At 70.8% G+C, this 21,150-nt stretch carries 25 protein-coding genes and 2 pseudogenes; 18 read left to right on the forward strand and 9 right to left on the reverse strand.

The window, feature by feature from the left end:
- Positions 1-141: 141 nt before the first annotated feature.
- The 5 genes and pseudogenes from ACTWPP_RS43520 to ACTWPP_RS43540 all read right to left on the reverse strand — a co-directional run bounded on the left by ACTWPP_RS43520 (position 142) and on the right by ACTWPP_RS43540 (position 2,948).
- Complete coding sequence (locus tag ACTWPP_RS43520; protein ID WP_443110349.1) at positions 142-357, reverse strand: hypothetical protein; 216 nt, start codon at positions 355-357, stop codon at positions 142-144.
- Positions 358-610: 253 nt separating this feature from the next.
- Positions 611-1,383, reverse strand: a pseudogene (locus tag ACTWPP_RS43525) (IS110 family transposase); the annotation flags it as partial.
- A 261-nt stretch (positions 1,384-1,644) separates the two neighbouring features.
- Positions 1,645-1,920, reverse strand: a complete 276-nt coding sequence (locus tag ACTWPP_RS43530; RefSeq protein WP_443110383.1) for a hypothetical protein — start codon at positions 1,918-1,920, stop codon at positions 1,645-1,647.
- A gap of 236 nt (positions 1,921-2,156) precedes the next feature.
- Positions 2,157-2,492, reverse strand: a pseudogene (locus tag ACTWPP_RS43535) (SAM-dependent methyltransferase); the annotation flags it as partial.
- Positions 2,493-2,636: 144 nt separating this feature from the next.
- Positions 2,637-2,948, reverse strand: a complete 312-nt coding sequence (locus ACTWPP_RS43540) for a hypothetical protein (RefSeq protein ID WP_443110350.1) — start codon at positions 2,946-2,948, stop codon at positions 2,637-2,639.
- A 241-nt stretch (positions 2,949-3,189) separates the two neighbouring features.
- On the opposite strand from ACTWPP_RS43540, the gene ACTWPP_RS43545 reads away from it, so the two are divergent.
- Positions 3,190-3,405, forward strand: a complete 216-nt coding sequence (locus ACTWPP_RS43545) for a hypothetical protein (protein ID WP_443110351.1) — start codon at positions 3,190-3,192, stop codon at positions 3,403-3,405.
- 188 nt (positions 3,406-3,593) lie between these two features.
- Here the strand turns inward: ACTWPP_RS43545 and rpsN are convergent, their stop codons facing one another.
- Positions 3,594-3,899: a 30S ribosomal protein S14 gene (gene rpsN / locus ACTWPP_RS43550; RefSeq protein ID WP_443110352.1), complete on the reverse strand. Its 306-nt coding sequence runs from the start codon at positions 3,897-3,899 to the stop codon at positions 3,594-3,596.
- 140 nt (positions 3,900-4,039) lie between these two features.
- Between rpsN and ACTWPP_RS43555 the strand changes: the two genes are divergently transcribed.
- A complete protein-coding gene (locus tag ACTWPP_RS43555; RefSeq protein WP_443110353.1) occupies positions 4,040-5,191 on the forward strand; it encodes a CobW family GTP-binding protein in 1,152 nt (383 codons plus the stop codon).
- Positions 5,192-5,223: 32 nt separating this feature from the next.
- Here the strand turns inward: ACTWPP_RS43555 and ACTWPP_RS43560 are convergent, their stop codons facing one another.
- Positions 5,224-5,676 (reverse strand): Fur family transcriptional regulator, encoded by a 453-nt coding sequence (locus ACTWPP_RS43560; RefSeq protein WP_443110354.1) that lies wholly within the window; start codon positions 5,674-5,676, stop codon positions 5,224-5,226.
- A gap of 300 nt (positions 5,677-5,976) precedes the next feature.
- On the opposite strand from ACTWPP_RS43560, the gene ACTWPP_RS43565 reads away from it, so the two are divergent.
- The 10 genes from ACTWPP_RS43565 to ACTWPP_RS43610 all read left to right on the forward strand — a co-directional run bounded on the left by ACTWPP_RS43565 (position 5,977) and on the right by ACTWPP_RS43610 (position 13,514).
- Positions 5,977-6,456, forward strand: coding sequence for a Fur family transcriptional regulator (locus ACTWPP_RS43565; RefSeq protein ID WP_443110355.1), 480 nt, complete (start codon positions 5,977-5,979; stop codon positions 6,454-6,456).
- A 144-nt stretch (positions 6,457-6,600) separates the two neighbouring features.
- Positions 6,601-7,152, forward strand: a complete 552-nt coding sequence (locus ACTWPP_RS43570) for a FecCD family ABC transporter permease (protein WP_443110381.1) — start codon at positions 6,601-6,603, stop codon at positions 7,150-7,152.
- Positions 7,153-7,159: 7 nt separating this feature from the next.
- Complete coding sequence (locus ACTWPP_RS43575) at positions 7,160-7,606, forward strand: ABC transporter ATP-binding protein (protein WP_443110356.1); 447 nt, start codon at positions 7,160-7,162, stop codon at positions 7,604-7,606.
- Positions 7,607-7,611: 5 nt separating this feature from the next.
- Positions 7,612-8,352: a class I SAM-dependent methyltransferase gene (locus tag ACTWPP_RS43580; protein WP_443110357.1), complete on the forward strand. Its 741-nt coding sequence runs from the start codon at positions 7,612-7,614 to the stop codon at positions 8,350-8,352.
- 201 nt (positions 8,353-8,553) lie between these two features.
- Positions 8,554-9,282, forward strand: a complete 729-nt coding sequence (locus tag ACTWPP_RS43585) for a hypothetical protein (protein ID WP_443110358.1) — start codon at positions 8,554-8,556, stop codon at positions 9,280-9,282.
- Positions 9,283-9,443: 161 nt separating this feature from the next.
- Complete coding sequence (locus ACTWPP_RS43590) at positions 9,444-10,091, forward strand: hypothetical protein (RefSeq protein WP_443110359.1); 648 nt, start codon at positions 9,444-9,446, stop codon at positions 10,089-10,091.
- On the forward strand, positions 10,076-10,630 hold the full coding sequence (locus ACTWPP_RS43595) for a copper resistance protein CopC (RefSeq protein WP_443110361.1): 555 nt from the start codon (positions 10,076-10,078) through the stop codon (positions 10,628-10,630). The genes ACTWPP_RS43590 and ACTWPP_RS43595 overlap by 16 nt, the downstream gene beginning before the upstream one ends.
- A 50-nt stretch (positions 10,631-10,680) precedes the next feature.
- Entirely contained in the window at positions 10,681-11,046 is a 366-nt protein-coding gene (locus ACTWPP_RS43600) for a hypothetical protein (protein WP_443110362.1), read from the forward strand.
- A 248-nt stretch (positions 11,047-11,294) separates the two neighbouring features.
- Positions 11,295-11,900 (forward strand): hypothetical protein, encoded by a 606-nt coding sequence (locus tag ACTWPP_RS43605; RefSeq protein ID WP_443110363.1) that lies wholly within the window; start codon positions 11,295-11,297, stop codon positions 11,898-11,900.
- Between the two features lie 168 nt (positions 11,901-12,068).
- On the forward strand, positions 12,069-13,514 hold the full coding sequence (locus ACTWPP_RS43610) for a PepSY-associated TM helix domain-containing protein (protein ID WP_443110364.1): 1,446 nt from the start codon (positions 12,069-12,071) through the stop codon (positions 13,512-13,514).
- A gap of 8 nt (positions 13,515-13,522) precedes the next feature.
- On the opposite strand, the gene aztA is transcribed toward ACTWPP_RS43610, so the two are convergent.
- Complete coding sequence (gene aztA, locus ACTWPP_RS43615) at positions 13,523-14,263, reverse strand: zinc ABC transporter ATP-binding protein AztA (protein WP_443110365.1); 741 nt, start codon at positions 14,261-14,263, stop codon at positions 13,523-13,525.
- A gap of 51 nt (positions 14,264-14,314) precedes the next feature.
- On the opposite strand from aztA, the gene aztB reads away from it, so the two are divergent.
- The 4 genes from aztB to aztD are packed head-to-tail and all read left to right on the forward strand — an operon-like array spanning position 14,315 to position 18,623.
- Entirely contained in the window at positions 14,315-15,223 is a 909-nt protein-coding gene (gene aztB / locus ACTWPP_RS43620; RefSeq protein ID WP_443110366.1) for a zinc ABC transporter permease AztB, read from the forward strand.
- Positions 15,220-16,452: a hypothetical protein gene (locus tag ACTWPP_RS43625; protein ID WP_443110367.1), complete on the forward strand. Its 1,233-nt coding sequence runs from the start codon at positions 15,220-15,222 to the stop codon at positions 16,450-16,452. The genes aztB and ACTWPP_RS43625 overlap by 4 nt, the downstream gene beginning before the upstream one ends.
- Positions 16,449-17,390, forward strand: coding sequence for a zinc ABC transporter substrate-binding protein AztC (aztC, locus tag ACTWPP_RS43630; RefSeq protein ID WP_443110368.1), 942 nt, complete (start codon positions 16,449-16,451; stop codon positions 17,388-17,390). Before ACTWPP_RS43625 ends, aztC begins: the two co-directional genes overlap by 4 nt.
- Before the next feature lie 45 nt (positions 17,391-17,435).
- Positions 17,436-18,623 (forward strand): zinc metallochaperone AztD, encoded by a 1,188-nt coding sequence (aztD, locus tag ACTWPP_RS43635; RefSeq protein ID WP_443110369.1) that lies wholly within the window; start codon positions 17,436-17,438, stop codon positions 18,621-18,623.
- A gap of 559 nt (positions 18,624-19,182) precedes the next feature.
- On the opposite strand, the gene ACTWPP_RS43640 is transcribed toward aztD, so the two are convergent.
- Positions 19,183-20,025, reverse strand: coding sequence for an SDR family oxidoreductase (locus ACTWPP_RS43640; protein WP_443110370.1), 843 nt, complete (start codon positions 20,023-20,025; stop codon positions 19,183-19,185).
- 64 nt (positions 20,026-20,089) lie between these two features.
- Between ACTWPP_RS43640 and ACTWPP_RS43645 the strand changes: the two genes are divergently transcribed.
- Both ACTWPP_RS43645 and ACTWPP_RS43650 read left to right on the forward strand, forming a co-directional pair.
- Positions 20,090-20,425 carry a winged helix-turn-helix transcriptional regulator gene (locus ACTWPP_RS43645; RefSeq protein ID WP_443110371.1) on the forward strand — a complete coding sequence of 112 codons (336 nt, stop codon included), beginning with the start codon at positions 20,090-20,092 and terminating at the stop codon, positions 20,423-20,425.
- Positions 20,426-20,506: 81 nt separating this feature from the next.
- Entirely contained in the window at positions 20,507-20,827 is a 321-nt protein-coding gene (locus ACTWPP_RS43650; protein ID WP_443110372.1) for a hypothetical protein, read from the forward strand.
- The last annotated feature ends 323 nt before the right edge of the window (positions 20,828-21,150 follow it).

Genomic DNA, 21,150 nt, shown 5'->3' on the forward strand with positions numbered 1-21,150 from the left:
CCCACCGCGGTGGCGAGGCCGGCCCAGTGCTCCTCCGGCAGGATCAGGTCGTAGTAGGGGGCATTGACGGCATATCCCAGGCCCTCGTCCGCCCTGGCAGCCTCATCGGTCATCGCTCACGCCTTTCTGCTCGGTGGTGGATCAGGTCAACTCGACGCCGGTGACCAGCGGATCACCGGACAGCAGCGCCAGGGTCTCGGCCGCGTCCAGCACGCCCGCGGCGAAATGGACGCCTGGTGGGACCCGGCCGGTGAGCAACTCCCGGACGGCCAGTTCGGGCGCAGCGAGCGCTGGGGACGATTGGTCAACAGCCGCACCGGGCGCCTTGACACCGTCGCTTCGTAAGTTCAACGCCATCGGCCCCCGCGCCTGGCGCCCAGTGGCCTCGCCGTGATCCGCATCGCGACGACTCGCCCGCCTCCGGCCCAGGCCTCGGGAGAGGTGGCCTCCATTTGCACGCCAACGGCGCGCACCGGGGCCGGTGTGATGCAGAGCGACCAAGGGCGCCGCGCACGCGTCACCGACAGGTCCGGGGCGTAAGAACGGCGCGCTGCGGTTCTTCCTGACCAGGGATGATCTGACGCGCGGCATCGGGATGCTCCTATGGATGTCAAGCGGCGAGCTCAAGGTCGTTTGAGGTGATGATCTGGTAGAGCTCGCGGGCGAGGTAGCGTTTGAGACAGCGGATGATCTCCTTTTGGACAGGCCGTCCTTGGTGCGCCGCTCCATGTAGGCGCGGGTGCGGGGGTCCCAGCGCAGGCGGCACGGCACAACCCGGTAGAGGGCGGCGTTGGCGTGCCGGTCGCCTCCCCGGTTGAGGCGGTGCCGGTTGGTCTTGCCGGAGGAGGCGGGGATCGGGGCGGCGCCGCAGAGCATGGCGAACGCGGCCTCGGAGGCGAGCCGGTCATGGTTGTGGCCGGCGGTGACCAGCAGTTGCCCGGCGACGTCGGTGCCGGCGCCGTTGGCGGCCACCAGGCGCGGGTTGATGGCCGCCACCAGGGGCTCCAGCAGCTCGTCCAGATCGGCGATCTCGGCCGACAGTTGCCGGTGGCGGCGTGCCGGGGAACGCAGCGCGATCTTGGCGGCGGCGATCGCGTCGATCGGGTCGGACTTGCCCTGGAACCGGCGGGCCTTGCGGTCGGGACGGTCGACCTCGATCACCTCGACGCCTTCATCGTGCAGCAGCCGGGCCAGCCCGGCACCGTAGACGCCGGTGCCCTCGACCCCGACCCGCCCCAGGTGCCCGAAGGAACGCATCCAGGACAGCAGGGCGGCGTATCCGGCCGCCGTGGCAGGGAACTGCTCGGTGCCCAGCACCGGCCCCACCGGGTCGATCACCGCGGCGGTGTGGGTGTCCTGGTGGGTGTCGACTCCACCGGCGACCTCACTGAGCGTCTTGCTGTGTAATGGAGGGCATCGTCGTCCTGTCGCTCAAGGCCGGGGTCAGGGCGGCACGCACCAGTCGGGCGGACGGACAAGACAGTGATGGGGCCTCTGGCCAGGCTCCTATAAGGTCACCCCGCCACGTCCGATGAGTGCACACGAGCACCTCCCGGCCGAGGCCGACAGATCCCGTTGAGGACCCAAGGTCAGTCAGTCGTTGGGTCAGACCCCGGCGGGAGGTGCTCACCTACATCATCACTGTCAGTCGTCATCGGAGGGTCGGGCGGAGCGGCGTCCGGTCGCCAGGAGGGTGGGATGGACGATGTAGTACCCCGGACGGTCAGCCGCGTAGCCGGGGTCGCCCGGGGTGAGCAGCGCCCGCACTCGCTCGACGTCGGTCGCCGACAGGCCCGCCTCCGGCCCGCACTTGTCGGCCGACTCCAGCAGCTCCGGCCACACCGCGCGCTCCAGGTAGGGGCGTACGGTCGGGTCGGCGTCGATGGGGAAGCCGACTCGCGGGATGATGCGCAGGGACACCTCCTCCAGGCCCGCGGCGAGAAGCCAGGCCAGGTGCCGTTCGTAGTGGTCCTGCCCCTCGGACGGCAGTCCCCACCGCAGTTCGGAGGCGGCGAGCAGCAGCCGCTCCAGGCGGGAGTGTCCCGGCAGGAAGGTCGCCTGGTAGTAGTTGCTGTAGAACAGCGCGACGGTTCCGCCCGGCTCATGCGCGCGACGGCGGCCGCCGGGTCGTCGAAGTTGCCGGGCCAGATCACGTCGCTGGTCCAGATGGTGTCGAAGGCGGGCTCCTCCTCCAGGACATCGAACAGGTCGCCGGCACGTACCGTCACGTTCGTCCCGCAGCCGGCTTCGAAGGCGTGGGCGCGGGCCAGCCCGGTCACGGCCGCGTTGAGGTCGATCCCCAGGACCCGGCCGGTCTCGCCCACGGCCCGTGCCAGGGCGGGGAGCGCGCCGCCCGCCCCGGTTCCGGCGTCCAGGACCCGCGCGCCCGCGGGGAGGTTCAGGGAGGTCACGGCTTCGTCGACCGCGGAGGCGACGAACGCCCGGTTGGTGATCAGGTATTCGCGGAGCGCGGAGTTCAGGTCGTCGGTCACGGCGAGCCCCTCCAGGAATAGAAACGATAATCATTACCATGCCATATCGCGCATGATCGCGGCGTCGCGTCCGGGACGGAGGGTCGTCGAGTGCTGGACGCAAGGCCGTCCGGAGGTCCGGAGCGTTCGTCGGTCTGGCGGGGCCTATCGCCCCCGCTCGCGACCGGCTTCACGGGGCTCGGCCAGGAGGGCGGTGAGCCTCGCCTGGACGCCGTCAAGCGTCCGGTCGACCGTGTAGTCGAAGATCTGGTTGCACTCCCAGCCGCTGGTCAGCGTCGCCGCGAGCGCGGCCGCGCCGCGCCGGGCCGGATCGTCACGGAGTTCGGCGAGGCGGCCGCCGATGGAGTCGCGCAGCTCGGGTGCGCCGTCGCGTTCGTCCTCGGCCGCGATCGGATAGACGGGCGGCCGGGCGCGCCGGGACGTCCGACCGGACGTTCTCGGCGCCGTTCTGGCCACGGCGGGCATGAGCCTGCTGGTCCTGGGGCGTCTCGGTCGCCGACTCCGAGGGCTGGACGGCGCCGCTCACCCTCGGTCCGCCCGCTGCCGGGGTCGGGCTGCTGGGGGCGTTCGTCCTGGCAGAACGGCGGGTCGCCGACCCGCTCGTCCGGCTGGACCTGTTCGCGCATCGCGCGGTGCTCGGCGCCAACGTCTTCAGGTTCCCCATCACGGCGGGCCAGCTCGCGAGTTTCTTCTCCACATGCAGCGGGTGCTCGGCTACGACGCACTGTCCACGGGCTTGGTGTTCCTGCCGTTCTGCCTGGGGTCGGTGGTTGGGATGATCACCGCGACCCGGACGCTCGTCCGCGCCGGCCAGCGCGCGATCATCGTCGTGGGCGGTCTGACCGGGGCGCTCGGCATCGCGTGTGGTTCGGACTGCCTCGCCGCCGCCGGGAGCGTGCTCGTCATGATCTGACGCCCAATCGGGCCTGATTTCCCCGTACCGGTGGCCGGGTCCGCGCACCCGGCCACCGTCGATGTAGGTCATGCCTTGCAGCGGGTTGGCCTTCCGGTGGCGGCGGGGGTGCCGGGAAGGAGACGCGGACATTCGGGATCTCCTCGTTGCTCGTCTTTCCAGATGCGCTGAGGCGGCCATGGGGATCCTTACCAGCTCGACTTGGTGACGCCGGGTAGTTCGCCGCGGTGTGCCATGTCGCGGACCCGGATGCGGGACAGGCCGAACTTGCGCAGGTGCCCGCGCGGGCGTCCATCGACGGCGTCGCGGTTGCGCACACGTGTCGCGCTGGCGTCGCGCGGCTGCCGCCGCAGTTCGGCCGCGGCCGCCGCGCGGATCTCCGCATCGGTGTGCGGACTGCGGACGAGCCGCTTGAGTTCGGCGCGGCGGGCCGCGTACCGCGCGGCGGTGGCCTTGCGCCGCTCGTTGGCGGCGATCTTGCTCTTCCTGGCCATCAGAGCTCCTCTCCTCGGGCGCGGATCCGGGCGACGGCGGCCTCGATGCCGATCTTGTCGATCGTCTTGATCGCGCGGGTCTCTCTTCAACTCATGAGATGATAGCGATAATCGTTTTCATTTCAGGAGAGGGGTCCTCGATGTCCGTTCCCGTCGTGCTGGTGGCCGGACTGCACGGCGTCGCCCGCGCCGCCGTGGTCGACCGGCTGTTGCGCGAGCACCGCGGCGCCCTGGCGATCCACCACGACCTGCGCCAGGTCACCAGCGGGCTGGTGGTACGCACTGTGCGGGACGCCGACGTGGTGCGCGAGCAGGTCGCCGTCCGCCTGGAGCACGGCTGCGTGACCTGCACCATCCGCCTCGACCTGATTCCCCAGCTGCTGCGGTACGCGGGTCAGGCCCCACTGCTGGTGGTGGACCTGTGGGACACCGTCGAACCGCAGCCGGTCGCCGAAGCGGTCGGCCACCCCGAGGCCGACCCTGATCTCCGGCTCACCGGTGTGCTGACCGCGCTGGACGCCGAGCTGATGCCCACCGACGTCTGCCGCGGCGAGCGACTGGCCGAGATCGGCAAGCAGGCAGCCGCCGGTGACGAGCGCTATCTGGCCGAGGTGCTGGTCCACCAGATCGAGTACGCCAACGGGCTGGTCGTCCCGGACACCATGCCGGTCCCGCTGCCTCCGGCCGACGAGGACGACATCGAGCTGTGCCGCGAGGTGCTCGGGCACCTGGCCCCGATGACGCCGATCGCCATGCCCGGCGACTCGCTGCCGGTCGTCACCGGACCGAGTGTGTGCTTCCACGAGCTGGCCGCGCGTGTCGACCCCGCCAGCGCGCAACTGCCCTGCACGGCACGCACGCCCGCGGTCGACACCGTGGTCTGGCATCGCACCCGGCCGCTGCATCCGGGGCGGTTCTTCGACGCCATGGACGACCTCGCCACCCGGTCGGTGCGCAGCCGCGGGCGGTTCTGGCTGGCCAACCGCCCGGATCGGCTGCTGGCCTGGGACGCGGTCGCCGGCATCGTCAGCATCGAGGACACCGGGCCCTGGCTGGCCGCGCTCCCCGAATCGGAACGGGGGACCGTTCCGCCCGCGCGCCGCCTGGCCGCCTCACTGGACTGGACGCCCGAGCACGGCGACCGCGTCCAGCACCTGGTCCTCACCGGCCCCGGGCTCGACCACGACGAGATCCATGCCCTGCTGGACGCCTGCCTGCTGGCTCCTGACGAGCCGATGACCGCGGTGGACGACCCGTTCGCCGAGCTCCTCGACCTCGATGCCGCCGGCTGAACGAGCGGAGAGGCGGCCTGCGGCGGCGGGGGTCAACCGCGCCGGCGGGCGCAGGCGGGGCAGGTGCCGAAGATCTCCACGGTGTGGTCGATGTCGGTGAAGCCGGCCTCTTTGGCGACGCGTTCGGCCCAGCGTTCGACCGCGCCGCCCTCGACCTCGATGCTGCTGCCGCAGGAGCGGCAGGTCACGTGGTGGTGATGGCCGCTGCTCTCACAGCGCCGGTAGAGGGTCTCGCCGTTCTGGTCCTGGATGGCGTCGACCGTGCCGTCCTGCCGCAGGGCCTGCAGGTGGCGGTAGACCGTGGCGAGCCCGATGCGCTCACCGCGGCGTCGCAGCTCACCGTGGATGTCCTGAGCGCTGCGGAACTCCGGGAGCTCGGCCAGGACCTGACCGATGATCACTCCCTGCCGGGTCCCGCGGACGCGTGTCCCTCCGCCCGCCGGGGACGTCCGCTGCGCGGGACCGCGGGATGGACCTGCCTTCATGATGCCCGCCCTGTCCGATCAGAGTCGATTGGGTGGCTGACCTGCCCTGAATCAGTCATTGGCACGCTATCAATCCGCGGGATGCGGCTTCGCCCCCTTCGCGCATACGCCGGTGAGGACGGAGATGGTCGATCCGCACGAATGTCTTCCCGCCGGGTGGCGAGGGTTGCCATGGCATTGGCGGGAGCACAAGGACGGCGGACCTGTGTAGATATGATAATCATTCTCAATTAGAGTGGGCGTGACCGGTGCCGCGTATGGAGGTGATCCGCTGTGGGCTGCCGGACGACGTCGGAGCTGGTGCGTGCCTTGCCCGCCGGGTGGATGACCCGCCAGCGCACCGCTGTCGTGCACGTCCTGGTGGACTGTCGCGACTTCGTCTCCGCGCAGGAGCTGCACGCCTTGATGTCGGCTTCCGAAAGGCGGGTCGGTCTGACCACCGTCTACCGGACGCTTCGGGAACTGGAGGCGTGTGGGCATGCCGATGTGGTGCGGGACGAGACGGGTGAACGGCTGTACTGCCTGCGCCTGACCAGGGGCCACCGCCACTACCTGATGTGCCGTTCCTGTGGACGCAGCTTGCCGGTGGACTCGGAGGTGGTGGAGGCGTGGGCCGACCGGGTCGCGACCGAGTCCGGTTTCGCCTCGGTGGAGCACACCGTCGAGTTGACCGGTATCTGTGCCCGCTGCGCGCCTGCCTCGTCCGCCGCTGATGAAGAAGAAGCCCTATGCCCACCGGAGCTCGCCGACCAGGTGGAACCCCGCAGCCGGGCGAGCTGAAGCAGAGCGTGCGACGCCTGCTGGACCTCGATGAGGACACCACGGTGATGGTCGGTCAGCTCGCGTGCAGCGAGCCCGGCTGGTCCCCCGGCTGGAGACGGTGATCGCGGTGCTGCCCGCCGGCGGCCCGGCCGCCGCTGGACCCTGCACCGTCGGGTACGCGCTCTATGCCTTGACCGGCTTCCTCATTTCGCCTCGGACTCGGCCGAGGGATCCCGGTCGGTGCTGTTCTGGTTGCTGGGCACACTGGCGCTTGCGCACTGGTCGGCGCCGCTGGTCGTGGTCCTGGCCGCTGTCGTCCTGGTGACCACCCTGCTCACTTTGTGGGGACGCCGGCTGGATGCGCTGGCGATCGGTGATGAGACCGCGCACACCCTGGGCATCTCGCCGACGCGGTTCCGCCTGGTGCTGCTGGTCCTGGTGTCTTTGGCCGTGGGGGTGCTGGTTGCGGCGTCGGGCAGTATCGGCTTCGTCGGGCTGGTGATCCCGCACCTGGCTCGGCGCATCGTGGGGGCCACGCACCGCCGGGCCATTCCCGTCGCCGCGCTGATCGGCGCGACCTTCCTGTTGTGGGCCGACCTGGCCGCCCGCATGGTCCTGAGTCCGCAGGAGCTGCCGATCGGCATCATCACCGCGATGGTCGGTGCGCCGTTCCTGCTCATCCTGGTCCGCCGCCTGCACGCCGGAAGCGAGTGAGGCATCAATGATCGAAGGATGTGGGCTCAGTTACGCCTACGGCGCGGCGACCGTGGTACGCGACATCGACGTGCGGGCCGAGTCCGGCCGGATCCTCGGGCTGCTCGGCCCCAACGGCAGCGGCAAGACCACGCTGGTGCGGATGCTCACCGGGATCGTGACCCCCCGCAGCGGACACGTCCTGCTCGACGGGCGGCCGCTGGACTCCTTCACCCACCGCCTGCTCGCCCAGCAGGTCGCCGTCGTGCTGCAGGAGTCGTCGGGTGACCTGCCGATGACGGTGGCCGACATGGTCATGCTCGGCCGGGCGCCGCATCAGGCGACGTTCTCGCGCAACAGCGCGGAAGATCACCGGATCGCGGCGGGCGTGCTGCGCAGGGTCGGCGCCCGGCACCTCGCGGACCGGGTCCTCGACGGCCTGGAGCGCCTGGCGACCTACTTCAAGGGACAGTGAACCCGATGCCGTCGAACTCACCGATCCAAGACCGGATCACTTGGTACTGGGACCAGCTCGCCCCCGCCTACCAGCAATTCCAGGAACAGCGGCTCGCGCACCCTGACTACAACGCCGCCTGGACCCGCGTCTGGCGGAACGCGCTGCCGGACGACACCGGAACCGTGCTCGACGTGGGCACCGGTACCGGCCACGCGGCCCTGACCATCGCCGCCCTCGGCCGCCGGGTGACCGGCATCGACATCGCACCCGCCATGCTGGCCTACGCACGCGACAATGCACGGCGCCGCGGACTCGACATCACCTTCGTCCAAGGCGATGCGGTCCGGCCCGCAGTGCAAGGCGCCCCCTTCGACGTACTCGTCAGCCGTTACCTCCTCTGGACGCTGCCCGACGTCGACACCGCGCTGCGCAACTGGCGCCGCCTGCTCCGGCCAGGCGGCCGCCTGGCCATCGTGGACGCACCCTGGCACGCCGACGGAATGCAACACCCCGACACCGACCCCAGAGCGCACGCCTACGACGACGAGGCGCGCCGCGCCCTAGTGCTGGCCGAAGCGGAGACCATCACTGCCTGGCAGGAACGAATCACCGCCGCCGACTTCGTGGACGTCCAGGTCACCCCGCTGACCGAACTCTTCGAACTCGACGGCGTCCACGGCGTCGCGACCAACCACCAGCGCACCCTGCAACACCTGATCACCGCACGAAACCCCGATACGGGCGCGCTCCAAGACGCAAAGTAGACCGGGCGGTGCGGCGCGGGCCGCGTAGGTCGTGCTCCCGACCTGGAGTTCGAGGCCGTTCGCTGAGGTGGCGCGGTGCTGAACCGCCGGGGAGCACGCCGCGTACTGTCACCGATGGGCAGGGTAGGCATGTACCTCGGAGGACGGTGGTCGCACCGGATGCGGTCCCCGCTGCCTCGATGCAGGCCTGGGAGCGGTCGCATGCCGGTGCTTGCCGAGCGCGGTACCGGACCGATGCCCTCCCCGCGGGTGCCGTCGTCCCGGCATGGAGCGGCGGGTGGTGGCGTGGTCCGGCCGCTGCCCCGGGCGGTGCGCGCTGCGGTCTTCGCCGCCGTGTGCGTGCTGCTGGCCGCCACCGCGCACCTGAGCATGTCGGACATGGCCGTGCCGGTGGCCGCGCTGGTCGCGGCACTCGCCGGGACGGCTGGTAGCGCCTGGTTGCTGGGCGACCGGTTCGGGCCGGTGGCCACCGGCATATGGGCGTTCGTCGCCCAAGGCGCGCTGCACGTGGTGTTCGAGTGCACCGGGCATGCGAGCCATCCTGGCCACGTCGTGGGCGGAATGGTCTCCGCGGGCGCCGGAACGGGGCACCCGCACCACGGTGTCCATACCGGGAACGTGCATATGAGCTCGGCCGCTGAGACGGCCGCGACGACGGGTGGCCCCGGCACCTCGACCGGGATGTTCGTTGCGCACATGCTGGCCGCCTCATGCTGCGTGCTGCTGTTGCGCCATGGCGAATCGGTCGTGACCGCAGTGGGCATCGGGCTGGGCACGCTGGTGCCGGCGTTGTCGCTGCCGGCGGTCACCTCGGTCGCCTGGGAGGTGCCACGGCCGGTCCGCGCTGCGAGCACTAGGCGGTCGCCTGCCGTGTTGCTCCTCTCGCACGCTGTGGTGAGACGCGGCCCTCCGGGAGCGACGGCGACCTGAATCCACCCGCCGTCCCATTCTGGTGACGGCTGCCGACGGGCGAGCGGCCCTGATGTGGGGGCCGGTGGTCTTACCGCCCTCGCGCACCCGCCCGCAGGTCACCTCGCCGACATGGCCACTCGTACCTTGCCACTGACTTCTCGACCGCAGACAGGAGCATCATGCACGCTCATCACCCTGGCCGGCCGTCGCTCTCCGGCGCCCGGCCCGCGGCCAACTCCCTCGTTACCGCCCGCCGCAAGGTTCGGATCCTGTGCGGCGCCGGCCTGCTGGCGGTCGGCGCCGCCGTGGCCGGTTGCGGCGGGGGCGCATCCGGCTCGGCGGCGGCTCAGGGCCCGGACGCCGGCGCCTCGTCCACTCCCCACGAGATGGCGTCGATGAACATGGGGGACCCATCGGCCACCCCCGCCGACAAGGTCCCCGGAGCCGAGCTGAAGAAGGGGACGCTGAAGCTGCTGGACACCCGTCCGCCCGGCACCGACGACGTCAAGGGAACCGCCTGGCTGGCCCAGAGCGCAGAGGGAACCACGGTCACGGTGTCGGTGACCGGGCTCGAACCCGGTACCGCCTACATCTCCCATCTGCACACCAAGCCCTGCTCGGACGACAACGGCGGTCCGCACTTCCGGTTCGATCCCGACGGCCCGGAGACGCCGCCCAACGAGGTCCATCTGGCGTTCACCGGCGACTCGGCGGGCAGGGCGACCATGACGGTCAACAACGACCGCAAGACCGGCGGGGGCGCCGTCGCCTTCGTCATCCATCCCCGCGACGCACTGGACAACATGATCGCATGCGCAGATTTCTGAGCCTCCCGCTGGTGTGCGCCGGCATTCTGGCCTGGGCCGCCGTGCCCGCGCACGCCCATACCGGGCTCAAGGACGCCTCGCCCGGGCCCGGCGCCGAGGTCGCGCCCGGCGTGACGGTCATCTCCCTGACCCTCGACAAGCTCAAGCCCGGAACCACGCCCCAGATCGGCATCACGGGCCCCGGCCAGGCCGCCGTGCACATGGGGGAGCCGGAGATGATCGACGACGAGGTCGTGTGCGCGACGGTGACGCCGCTGACCGAAGGCGTCCACACCCTCACTTACACGACGGTGGCGACCGACGGCGAGACTCAGACCAGCAAGTTCTACTTCACCGCCGCCGTCGGAGCCCAGCCGGCGGCCGTGCCGGCGGCGTGCGACGGGGCGGCCCTGCTCGCCCCCGGTGCGGGCTACTCGTGGACAGGGCTCGGCACCACCACGGCGATGCTCGTCCTCGGCGGTGTCCTGTGCGCAGGCATCGTTTGGGCGGGCGCCGTCGGCCGGGCTCGTGGGAGACGGCGACGCAGGGTCGCATGGTGACCGGTCCTCGCACGTCCGTTCGGCCTCCATGCCGGTAGGTGACGCCGCTCGTGCCTACTTGCGGCACCGAGACCACACCGGCGGACCTGTCGGCGGCCGGGCCGGACGGGGCCCTGGCCATCCCCGGCGACGCCCACATCCGGGTCGCCGCACCGTCGTCCAACGGCGGCGCGACCATGCTGCGCCGCGGTTTCTCCTACCATCACGGCCACCGCCCCGACGGCACTCCCGACGCCGGACTGCTGTTCATCACCTGGCAGGTCGACCCCACCACCGGCTTCATCCAGGTGCAGCGCAAACTCGACGGCGCCGACGGCCTCACCCGGTTCCTGCGCCACGAATCCAGCGCGATCTTCGCGGTCCCCGGCGGCGCCGAACCCGGCGGCTACGCCGGCCGCGCCCTGCTGGAGCCCTGACACCCGACGCGGAACGAACCACGACCACCACGCTCGGCGACCGCTGGGATGGCTGGTCAAGCAGGCTGATCGCGCCGGGCGACGCGACGTAGCCGCCACGCGAAGCCGTCCAAGGAGGCTTCCAGTCCCTGGGAGGGACTGGTCGAACTTTTCCGAAGTGTTCCACGTACCCCCGGTGGGACGCCCATGGGATGCGGTCGTCCGGGATGCGGGTCAGTCGGTTCGTGTGAAGAGGGCATAGGAGGATCTTGGACCCGATGGGGCTGTGGTCGGCGGTGCGGTGGGTTCGGGCGGCGAGTTTCGCCGCCGTCTGCGCCGCCCTCGCGGCCGGGGGTCACGTCACCGGTGGTGGAGGTGTCGATCGGCTCGCGCTCGTCGCCGGATTCCTGGCGATGTTCGTTCCGGCGCTGGTGTTGACGCGCCGGGAAAGGACGATCGCCACGATCCTGCCCGCGGTCGCGGCCGGCCAAGTGGTGATGCACGTCCTGCTGTCGCAGGCGGCTCCAGGGCATGCGATGGTCGCCCCCGGCGCGGACCCGGTCGGCCAGGCGGCGATGACGATGCCCGCCGGCCACGGCGGCTCGTCCGGTCTCGGCATGCTGCTCATGCACGCGGTGGCGGTGCTGGTCACCTCGTGGTGGCTGGAGTGCGGTGAGGCCGGGCTGTGCGGGCTGGTGCGCCGGGTGGCCCACTGGGCGCTGCGGTCGTTCGCCCGGCGGCGGCCGGTGCCCGCGGACGGCCCGGTACGCCCGATGCGGGCAAGGCACCGATCCTGGACGGCGGTGGGCGCCGTCATGCTGCGCTACGCGGTGGTGAGGCGTGGGCCGCCGGTGGGGGCGGCCGCTCTCGGCTGACGCCGTCCTTCCGGGCATCGGCGTCCCCGAATCCGAGCGGAGTGTCAGGCACCTTCACTCGCACCGGAAACGGGCGCGAGATCCCCCAGATTCTTCCCGGGTCGGGGGCGGCATCCTGCGCCGCGTGGCGTGCGCCGTCCTGGCTTGGTGTCTTGCCTTGGAGACTGCATGTCCACGACTTCTGATCCTGTAGTCAGCGATACCGAACGGGATCACACCGATCCCGTTCCGGCGGATGCGACCAGCGCCGTCCCGCGGGCCGATGTGTGGCCGCTGGTACGGCGGCTGCATTTCTACGCGGGCGTGTTCGTGGCGCCCCTCCTGGTCCTGGCGGCGCTGACCGGCCTGGCCTACGCGTTCACTCCGCAACTCGACGCCCTCGTCTACGGCAACGAGTTGCGGGCCGAACGCGTGGCCGGCCCGCGATTGCCGCTGGCCGACCAGGTGAGAGCCGCCACGGCGGCGCATCCGGAGGGCTCGGTCGCCACCGTCATCCCGCCTGCCGACAAGGAGGCGACGACGCAGGTCGTCCTGTCAGTGCCGGAACTGGGCGAGAAGCAGCGCACCGTGTACGTCGATCCCTACACCGGCCAGGTCCGGGGCGCGCTGACCACCGGGTCAGGGGCGACGCCTCTGGCCACCTGGCTGGAAGAGCTGCACGGCAGCCTGCACCTGGGCACCGCCGGGCGGCTGTACTCGGAGACGGCCGCGAGCTGGCTGTGGGTCATCGTGGGCGGCGGACTGCTGATGTGGCTGGGCCGCCGCCGCCACTACCGGGGGCGCGGCCCGGCCCGCCGGGCGCTGTGGCCGGACCGCTCGGCCAAAGGCGTCCGCCGCACCCGCGGCAGGCACGCCGTCGCCGGCGTGTGGCTGGCCGTGGTCCTGCTGTTCCTGAGCGCTACGGGGCTGACGTGGTCCGACCATGCGGGAGCCCGCTTCGACGTGGTCCAGTCGGGACTGCGGGCCACCGCCCCGGAACTGGACACCGCGCGGCCCGGCGCCGCGCCGGCGCCGGGCGGCGGCCACGCGCATCGCGGCGGTGCTGGTGCCTCCGGGACGGCCGATCCGGCCGCCGGCGCCGATCAGGTGCTGGCGACCGCGCGCGGGGCGGGGCTGTCCGGCCCGGTCGAGATCAGCGCGCCCGCCGACGCCGAGAGCGTGTGGAGCGTCGCCCAGGTCGACAACCGGTGGCCGGTGCATCGGGACAAAATCGCCGTCGACGCCTCCACCGGGCAGGTCACCGCACGCGTGAACTGGGCCGACACCCCGTGGTTGGCGAAACTGTCCTCGCTGGGCATCCAGTTCCACATGGGACGGCTGTTCGGTCTGCCGAACCAGATCCTGCTCGCCTCTACAGCGCTGGGCCTGCTGTGGATCGTCTTCTGGGGCTACCGGATGTGGTGGCAGCGCCGCCCCACCCGCGCCGACCGCCGTGCGCCCGCCGGACGGCCGCCCGCGCGCGGCACCTGGCGGCGGCTCCCCCGCACCGTTCTGTTCCTCGGGGTCCCGGCCGTCGTGCTGGTGGGCTGGGCGGTACCGCTGCTCGGGATCACCTTGCTCGCCTTCCTGCTGGTCGACGCAGCTGCACGTGGTCTGGTTCGGCGTGTTCGCTGAGTGGCCGTCTACGACAGCGGAGACAGGTCGGTTCCGTGGTGGTGCGCGCGGGGCCGGGTGGGTCGCTGTAGGTCGTCCATCGACTCCTGGCGCAGGACCACGTCCGAGATGTCCTGAGCCAGGAGACGGCCTTCCTTGAGGAGAAGGCAGTGGTCGGCGCGGGTGGCGGCGTCGGCGTCGTGCGTCGCGTGGACGACGGTGACGCCGGTCTCGGTGAGCTCGTCGAAGATCTCCAGGATCCGGTTCTGGGCGTCGTGGTCCAGGCCGGCCGCGGGTTCGTCGAGCAGCAGGAGATCGGACTGCTGGGCGAGGCCCTGGGCGATCAGGGTGCGCTGATACTGGCCGCCGGACAACTCGCCGAGCTGCGCCTTGGCGAGCTCGGCGACGCCGACGCGTTCCATGCACGCGGAGACCACGGCCTTGTCGTGCTTGGTGAGGCGTCTCCACCAGCCGCGATGTGCCCAGCGGCCCATGGCCACCGCGTTCCATGCGGTCATGGGGAGCGTGGCCGGAACCGCGGCGCGCTGGAGCACCAGCGCGGGGCGCTGGGAGCAGGATCGCTCGACCGTTCCGCCGGACGGGGCGAGCGTGCCGGCGAGCACGCCCAGCAGGGTCGACTTTCCCGAGCCGTTGTGGCCCACCAGGGCGGTCACGCGTGATCGAGGTATGCGGGCCGTGATGTCGTGCAGCACCGGCGTGGACCCGTAACCGGCCCGCATCTCGCGCATTGTGATCGCGGTCTCGCTCACTGCTCTCCCTCACTTGCAAACGATAACGGTTTTCATTATACGATGCCGTGCATGGAGTGGCTTTTTGCCCCCTTTGGGGTGTCTTTTGTTGAGCGGGCGCTGTGGGGCGGGCTGCTGGTCTCGGGCATCTGCGCGCTGGCCGGCACCTGGGTGGTGCTGCGCGGTATGGCCTTCCTGGGCGACGCGATGTCGCACGGCATGCTGCCCGGCGTGGCGGCGGCGTCACTGCTGGAAGGAAGCTTGTTCCTCGGTGCCGTGCTGAGCGCGGGCGCGATGGCGCTGGGCGTCACGGCGTTGTCGCGCTCGTCCCGGTTGTCCCAGGACACCAGCATCGGGCTGCTGTTCGTCGGGATGCTCGCCGTCGGCGTGATCCTGGTGTCGCACTCGCAGAGTTTCGCGGTCGACCTGACCGCCTTCCTGTTCGGCGACGTACTGGCGGTGCGCCCGGGCGACCTGGTGGTGCTGGCGGCGGCGCTGTGCGCCGCGGCCGTCATCACGGCGCTGGCGCATCGCTCCTTCGTCGCGCTGGCGGTCGACCCGCGCAAGGCGCGCACCCTGGGGATGCGGCCACGGCTGGCTCATGCGCTGCTGTTGTGCCTGCTCGCTTTGGCGATCACCGCGTCCTTCCACGTCGTGGGCACGCTGCTGGTGTTCGGGCTGCTGATCGCGCCGCCGGCGGCGGTGGTCCTGTGGGCGCGCAGCGTTCCCATGGTCATGGCGGGGGCGGCGCTGCTCGGTGCGCTCTCCACGGTCATCGGACTGCTGGTGTCGTGGCATCTGGGCACCGCGGCCGGAGCGACGATCGCCGCGACCGCCGTGGCCTTGTTCTTCCTGTCGGCGCTGGCGGCCGAGCTGCGCGGCCGCCGGCCGCACGGAGCACCACGCTCGCCCCGCGGCTCGTCCCCGCGCGGCTTGGCTCCACACGGCTCCGCACGAAAGGAACCCGGGTACACGTCATGATCTGTGCCAGCGCACGCGGCGCGCGGACGCGCGCATCGGTGGCCGCCGTCGCCGCGGGAGTCCTGCTCACCTTGCTGACCGGGTGTGGCGCGTCCGGAGACGAGGACGGCTCCGCGGTCGCCGGACAGACCCGGCACGGCCATGTCGAGGGGGCAGAGGAGACGGCCGAGGCGCAGTGGCGTCTGATCCTGGCCGATGCGCGAGGCGGCCGGATCCACTCCTTGGACCCCGCCGCCGGCAAGAGCGTCCCGCTCGCCGATGCCGCCGGGCTCACCGCGATGCGGACCGACGGGCGCTTCGCCTACCTGACCACAGGCAACACCCTGCGCATCGTCGACACCGGGGTCTGGACGGTCGATCACGGTGATCACGTCCATTACTACCGCGCCCCCGCCCGCACGGTGGGCGACCTGCAGATCACGGGCGCCTCCGGTGTGGCGGGCGACCCCGGCGTGACAGCACTGTCCACGGGCGGCGCGGTGCGCGTCCTGGACAGGGAGGCCCTCGATGAGGGGGACATCCGGGAGACCGCGAGGATCGCGGGACACCTCGCGGTGCCGTATGCCGAGCACTTGGTGGTCGCATCTCACGGAGCCGGGCGCGTCACCGTCCACGACCGCAAGGGACGCCGGATCTCCCAGTTGCCCGAGTCGTGTCCCGATCCGCGAGGGCAGGCGATGACCCGGCGCGGCGCCGTCCTCGGCTGCTCGGACGGGGCCCTGCTGGTGAACGGCCAGGACGGGAGATTCCGGGCGGAGAAGATCCTCTACCCCGGCACGGTGCCCGACAACGAACGGGCGTTGGAGTTCCGTCACCGTCCCGGATCGAACGTGCTGGCGGCCATGGCCGGCGACAAGGGCGCCTGGGTGCTCGACATCGCCGCCAGGAAATGGAGCCGGGTCGGCGACGCCGTCCCCGCGCTCGCGGTGAACGCGGTGGGCGAGGACTCCCCGGTGCTCCTGCTCGGACGGGACGGCGTCCTGCGCTCCTACGACCCGGCCACGGGACAGGAGGAGGCAGACGTGAAGGTGCTGAACGACACCGGGTCGCTGACGGACACCGACGGCACGCGGCCCGGACCGGTGATCGAAGTGGACACCGTCCGCGCCTACGTCAACGACCCCGCCGGCAGGGCGGTCCACGAGATCGACTACAACGACGACCTGCGTCTGGCCCGGTCGTTCAAGCTCCCCTTCGCGCCCGCGCACATGGTGGAGACGGGATCGTGACCGCACCCCCGTTCTCCGCTAACCGGCGATATGTCACCGGACTTCTGGTCGCGCTGTTCCTTGCCGTGACGGGGACGGGATGTTCCGCGCCGGGCGCCGGGCGGTCCGGCGTGGTGGTCACCACCAACATCCTGGGCGACATCACCCGCACCATCGTGGGCGACCAGGCCGAGGTGACGGTGCTGATGAAGCCCAACGCCGATCCGCACTCCTTCGGCGTCTCCGCCCAACAGGCCGCCCGCATCGAAAACGCCGCGCTGCTCGTCCACAACGGTCTGGGCCTGGAGGAAGGGGTGGCGCGCAACGTCCAGGCGGCCCGTGACCAGGGAGTGCCGACTCTCGCCGTGGGCGAGGGGATCGACCCGATCACCTACGCCGAGGGACGGACCGCCCGCCAACCCGACCCGCACTTCTGGACCGACCCGGTCCGGGTGCTCAAGGCCATCGACCTCATCACCACCCGGGTGACCGAGCATGTCGAGGGCGTCGACGCCGGAAAGGTCCGCGCGAACGCCGCCGCGTACCGCACCAAGGTCTCGGCGCTCGACCGCCGGATGCGCGGCGAGCTGGGCAAGATCCCGCCCTCCCGCCGCAAGCTGGTCACCAGCCACCACGTCTTCGGCTACCTGGCCCAGCGCTACGGCTTGGAGGTCATCGGGGCCGTCATCCCCAGCGGCACCACGCTGGCCTCGCCCAGCGGCTCGGACCTGAAGTCGCTGGCCGACGCCGTCCGGCGTGCCGGCGTGCCGACGGTCTTCGCCGACTCCTCCCAGCCGGACCGGCTCGCCCAGGTCATGGCTCGGGAGGCCGGGCTGCGCATCAAGATCGTCCCGCTCTACTCGGAATCGCTCACCGACGCCGACGGCGGGGCGCCCACCTACCTGCGGATGATGCGCGCCAACACCGACGCCATCAGCACCGGACTCGCCACCCGGTGAACCGCCGGACACCCCATGCAATCCAACCAGGAACAGAGAGCTGAAATGAAACACCCGACGCACCCGAGGCCGCGCGCCAAGGCGGCGCTCCCCGCTGCAATGATCGCGCTCGGCCTCATGCTCACCGCCTGCGGCCAGGACGACCCCGGCCCCACCGCACAGAACACAACCTCGGCGCCCACCACGGCCAAGGTCCAGGACCCGCTGGTGACGACCTACGACGGCGGCTTGTCCATCATCGACAGCACCACGCTCAAGGTCGTGCAGAACATCCCCCTGGACGGCTTCAACCGCGTCAACCCCGCCGGAAACGACCGCCACGTCATGGTCTCCACCTCCACCGGATTCCGCGTATTGGACGCCATCGGCGCACAGCTCACCAGGGACGAGTTCACCGCACCCGAACCCGGCCACGTCGTCCACCACGCGGGCAAGACCGTGCTGTTCTCCGACGGCGCCGGCAAGGCCATCTCCTTCGACCCCCGCCAACTCGGCAACGGCCTTCCGAAGACGTCCACCCACACCACCCAGCACCCCCACCACGGCGTGGCCATCGAACTGGCCGGCGGCGAGCTGCTGGTCACCCTGGGCACCGAGGAGGAACGCCCCGGCATCCAGATCCTCGACAAGAACCGCAAGGAGATCGCCCGCAACGAGGACTGCCCGGGCGTCCACGGTGAGGCCACCGCCAAGGACGAGGCCGTCCTCATCGGCTGCGAGAACGGCGCCCTGCTCTACAAGGACGGCAAAATCACCAAGGTTAAGGCGCCCGACCAGTACGGACGCATCGGCAACCAGGCCGGCCACCAGGAGTCCCCGATCGTGCTTGGCGACTACAAGACCGACCCCGACGCCGAACTCGAACGCCCGGAGCGGGTCTCCCTGATCGACACCCGCACCGGCGACCTCAAGCTCGTCGACCTGGGAACCAGCTACACCTTCCGGTCCCTGGGACGCGGCCCGCACGGCGAAGCCCTGGTCCTGGGCACCGACGGCGCGCTGCACGTCATCGACCCCGAACGCGGCGAGGTCACCGAGAAGATCAAGATCATGGGGGAGTGGCGCGAGCCGCTGGAATGGCAGCAGCCCCGTCCCACCCTCCACGTCCGTGACCACACCGCCTACGTCACCGACCCAGGTGCCAAAACGCTGTACGCCATCGACATCGAGTCCGGCAAGGTGAACACCAAAGCCGAGCTCCCGCAAACCCCCAACGAACTGACCAGCGCCTGACCACCACCGGCCGCCGGAGACCCCGCCACGTGGACTCCGGCGGCCGCCCGCACTCACCCGCACGCACGACCAGCCGATCAGCACGCGTCGACCGACGCGCAGAGGCACAGATGATAAATATCGATAAATGGCGATTATCGTGCGGATTGTGAACGATCAATAGGTCTTTTCCTGTAGCGGACTCGTCTTTTGTCATGTGCTTGGTCTCATTCTTCTCCGGCGCCATCCCGCACCGGGCCGGCATACAGACCTCGAAGATGTGCTAAAGGGTTCTCACCACTCTCCGCGAAGTGGTCACAGCACTTCCGCGAGAACCGACTGCTTTGCGGCACCATCAGATGTCCATAGTGAATCTCAGTGTGCGTGGCGGTGGGCCGGACACAGGCCGAGTTTCTCGTTTGCCGCGCCGGGGGCCATCACGGGGGTCCGGTCGTGCGAGTGTGCGAGCCTCGGCGTGGGCGGTCGGCAGTTCTCGAGGACTTGGCAGGCCGCCCACGGAGTAACGGCGGCCTGCCAAGTCCTGCCTGCCTGACTCGGCCGGAGCCGACGGTGGTTGCGGTCAGAGGGCGATGTCGGTCAGCCACTGCCCGGTGGTGCGGGGGGTGATGCCGAGCAGCTTCTGGGCGGAGTTCTCGGGTGTGATCGAGCGGTCCGGGAGCGTGCCCATGGCCGCGTAGGCCCCGGCCACGTCGTCGGCGGGGCCCTCGCCGATCAAGGGTGCGACGGAGGTGCGGAACTGCTCGGGGGTGATCTGCTCGAAGGCCACGTTCTTGCCGAAGTGGGCGCCGAACGCCTCGGCCAGGTCCGGTCCGGTGATCGCCGGGTACTGGCCGACGGAGACCACGCCGGTGATGTCCGGGCGGTCCAACAGGGCGAGGACGGCGTCGGCGATGTCCAGGTGGGACGCCCAGGAGACGGGGAAGTCGGCGCGGATCGGGTAGGGCAGCACGCCCCGTTCGCGGACCGTGTCGATGACGTGGGGCATGAGCAGGTTCTCCAGGTACAGCGTGGGCGTGATCACCGTGTGGGACACCCCGATGTCCGCCAGGCCGCTGACCAGCATTGCGGCCGCGCCGCCGGTGTCGGGGTCGATGGGGGCACCGCTGGTGGAGAACACCACTCGGGCCGGCCGGGCCTCGCGGACGGCGGCGACGATGTTGCGCGCGTAGATCCGGCGGTCTTCTTCGGAGACCGCCGGCAGGTGGACGAACACCCCGTCGGCGCCGCGGTACGCCTTGGTCAGTTCCTCGGTGGAGGAGTATCCGGCGGCCGCCACGCGCGCGCCGTCCACGACGGCGTCCGGGTTGCGGGTCAGAGCGGTCACGGACTTGCCCGCTGTGGCGAGAGCGGCGACGACGGGGGCGCCCTGGGCACCGGTGGCGCCGTGAATCATGTAGGTCATGACGTCATTAGTGCACACGGTGCACCAGTTACATCAACTGCACTAATGGGGTATGGTCAAAAATGTGACTGATCCCTGTCTGCCCGAGTGCGGTGTCGCCCGATTCCTCACCCTGCTCAACGGCCCGTGGGCCACCCTGATCGTGCGCGAACTGCTGCACGGCCCCCACCGCTTCACCGAACTGCGCGACGCACTGCCCGGCATCAGCCCCCACACCCTGACCAGCCGGCTGCGCCAGTTCGAGCGGCACGGCATCGTCACCCGCACCACCTACGCGGAGATCCCGCCCCGCGTCGAATACGAACTCACCCCTCTCGGCGAGGGGCTGCGCGACGTCCTGGAGGCCATGGGGGCCTGGGCCATGGCGGTGCCCGACCCCGGGGCCGACGTCACCGTCTGACGTACGCCCCCGCCCCAGGGGGTGGGAACGCGGTCACGCCGAGGACGCGAGCCTCTGCCGCAGGGCGTCGTTGTCGTCGTGATGGACGACCTCGTCGAACCGCAGTCGCAGCCCGTGCTTGGCCGGCAGGTCGGCGACGATTGCGTCGAGCTGTTCGCGGTGTTCTTCGGTGCGGGCCTGGAGGTAGGCCTCGCGGACCTCGTCGGGCTCGTCGGCGAGGACTTGGTCCATGCGCTCGCGGATGTACCGCTTGAGGTTGATGTGCTCCAGGAACGCCTCGGTGACGCCGGCGTCGACGAGCCGGCCGAAGAGGTGGTCGAGGAGTTCGGGCTGGGTGGCGAAGTGGGGCAGAAGCGGGCCGACGAAGGCGTAGGTGGGGATGCCGGTCGATGTCGCGGGTGACGAGGGGTGACTTGGTGAGGACGCGGACCAGGCCCGGGTAGGCGACGGCGCCGAGTTCGCGCAGGATGCCGCGGGTGAGGCGGTACCTCGGCCGGCTCGCGGGCGACGCGCTTGAGCTGCTTGTCTGCGGTCATGGTCCCTCGTCCCACAAGGCCCTGTTCGCCCGGAAGGCTCCACGTGATTCGCGAGTGCCATGCTCGACGTCTCTCGTGAACTGGCTCGCTACCTTGGACGGTCGCTGGCCGCGACCACGAGGTCCGACGACGGCCACGCCTACGTGATCATGGACGGGACGCTGCTGTCGGCCGACCGGCGCCGGGCGG

The sequence above is a fragment of the Actinomadura sp. 3N407 genome (assembly GCF_052245875.1).
Classification (GTDB): domain Bacteria; phylum Actinomycetota; class Actinomycetes; order Streptosporangiales; family Streptosporangiaceae; genus Spirillospora.

What these genes read in the sequence shown, in the direction of transcription:
- ACTWPP_RS43580 (WP_443110357.1), top strand. Translation starts at nt 7,612, where the DNA reads ATGCCGTCGAACTCACCGATCCAAGACCGGATCACTTGGTACTGGGAC.
- aztB (WP_443110366.1), top strand. Translation starts at nt 14,315, where the DNA reads ATGGAGTGGCTTTTTGCCCCCTTTGGGGTGTCTTTTGTTGAGCGGGCG.
- ACTWPP_RS43625 (WP_443110367.1), top strand. Translation starts at nt 15,220, where the DNA reads ATGATCTGTGCCAGCGCACGCGGCGCGCGGACGCGCGCATCGGTGGCC.
- ACTWPP_RS43520 (WP_443110349.1), bottom strand. Translation starts at nt 357, where the DNA reads ATGGCGTTGAACTTACGAAGCGACGGTGTCAAGGCGCCCGGTGCGGCT.
- ACTWPP_RS43545 (WP_443110351.1), top strand. Translation starts at nt 3,190, where the DNA reads ATGCAGCGGGTGCTCGGCTACGACGCACTGTCCACGGGCTTGGTGTTC.
- ACTWPP_RS43590 (WP_443110359.1), top strand. Translation starts at nt 9,444, where the DNA reads ATGCACGCTCATCACCCTGGCCGGCCGTCGCTCTCCGGCGCCCGGCCC.
- rpsN (WP_443110352.1), bottom strand. Translation starts at nt 3,899, where the DNA reads ATGGCCAGGAAGAGCAAGATCGCCGCCAACGAGCGGCGCAAGGCCACC.
- ACTWPP_RS43650 (WP_443110372.1), top strand. Translation starts at nt 20,507, where the DNA reads ATGGACGACCTCGTCGAACCGCAGTCGCAGCCCGTGCTTGGCCGGCAG.
- ACTWPP_RS43640 (WP_443110370.1), bottom strand. Translation starts at nt 20,025, where the DNA reads ATGACCTACATGATTCACGGCGCCACCGGTGCCCAGGGCGCCCCCGTC.
- ACTWPP_RS43585 (WP_443110358.1), top strand. Translation starts at nt 8,554, where the DNA reads ATGCCGGTGCTTGCCGAGCGCGGTACCGGACCGATGCCCTCCCCGCGG.
- ACTWPP_RS43575 (WP_443110356.1), top strand. Translation starts at nt 7,160, where the DNA reads ATGATCGAAGGATGTGGGCTCAGTTACGCCTACGGCGCGGCGACCGTG.
- ACTWPP_RS43560 (WP_443110354.1), bottom strand. Translation starts at nt 5,676, where the DNA reads ATGAAGGCAGGTCCATCCCGCGGTCCCGCGCAGCGGACGTCCCCGGCG.
- aztD (WP_443110369.1), top strand. Translation starts at nt 17,436, where the DNA reads ATGAAACACCCGACGCACCCGAGGCCGCGCGCCAAGGCGGCGCTCCCC.
- ACTWPP_RS43555 (WP_443110353.1), top strand. Translation starts at nt 4,040, where the DNA reads ATGTCCGTTCCCGTCGTGCTGGTGGCCGGACTGCACGGCGTCGCCCGC.
- ACTWPP_RS43610 (WP_443110364.1), top strand. Translation starts at nt 12,069, where the DNA reads ATGTCCACGACTTCTGATCCTGTAGTCAGCGATACCGAACGGGATCAC.
- ACTWPP_RS43595 (WP_443110361.1), top strand. Translation starts at nt 10,076, where the DNA reads ATGCGCAGATTTCTGAGCCTCCCGCTGGTGTGCGCCGGCATTCTGGCC.